This window comes from Streptomyces sp. NRRL F-5123 (assembly GCF_000721495.1).
Taxonomy (GTDB): Bacteria; Actinomycetota; Actinomycetes; order Streptomycetales; family Streptomycetaceae; genus Actinacidiphila.
In genome coordinates this window covers 1-774 of record NZ_JOHY01000163.1, presented here as the reverse complement: position 1 = coordinate 774, position 774 = coordinate 1, and the positions used below count along the sequence as shown (strand labels likewise).

Below are 774 nucleotides of genomic sequence, written 5' to 3'. Positions count from 1 at the left end.
TGCGACATCGGCCTCGTCGGCTACGAAATGGCCCTGCTCGTCGACCGCGCAGGCACCGTACTCACCCCCGACCTCAGGGCAGAACTGCAAGGCAGCCTGCTCGACTGAGCGACTCACCAGTGAACGGGCGTGCGGGCCCGCGGCCGTCCCCGGGGACCGGGACAGGCAGCGGGCACCGCGGGCCGCAAGGAGGAGGACTCGTGAGCACGTCACCCGGCGCGCAGCCGTACGGCAGCTCGCACCAGCCGCCTGCGAACCCGTACCACCCGCAGGCACCTGCCGCGGGGCGGCGCCCGCAGACGCCGAGCGGATTCGTACGCCCGTACGCGATGACCGGCGGCCGCACCAGGCCGCGCTACCAGCTCGCCATCGAGGCACTGGTCAGCACCACCGCCGACCCCGAGCGGCTGCGCGGGCAGCTGCCGGAGCACCAGCGGATCTGCCAGCTGTGCCGTGAGGTCAAGTCGATCGCGGAGATCTCCGCGCTGCTGACGATCCCGCTCGGCGTGGTCAGGATCCTGGTGGCCGACCTGGCCGAGGCCGGACTGGTCACGATTCACCAGCCGGGCGGCGACGAGGCCGCCGGCGGACAGCCAGATGTGACACTGCTTGAGAGGGTGCTCAGTGGACTTCGGAAGCTCTAGCGGCCCGGCGCGCGCCACTACTTCCGCGAAAATCGTCGTGGCGGGCGGCTTCGGCGTGGGCAAGACCACGTTCGTCGGCGCCGTCTCCGAGATCAACCCGCTGCGCACCGAGGCCGTCATGACCTCCGCG

The 774-nt window shown here is 71.4% G+C and carries 1 protein-coding gene and 2 pseudogenes; all 3 read left to right on the top strand.

What is annotated here, in order from left to right; translation table 11 throughout:
• Nucleotides 1-108, top strand: a pseudogene (locus tag IH54_RS0138700) (roadblock/LC7 domain-containing protein); the annotation flags it as partial.
• Nucleotides 105-644 (top strand): DUF742 domain-containing protein, encoded by a 540-nt coding sequence (locus IH54_RS0138695; protein ID WP_031526304.1) that lies wholly within the window; start codon nt 105-107, stop codon nt 642-644. The pseudogene IH54_RS0138700 and the gene IH54_RS0138695, both read left to right, overlap by 4 nt.
• Nucleotides 625-774 (top strand): annotated as a pseudogene (locus IH54_RS44190) (ATP/GTP-binding protein); the annotation flags it as partial. The gene IH54_RS0138695 and the pseudogene IH54_RS44190, both read left to right, overlap by 20 nt.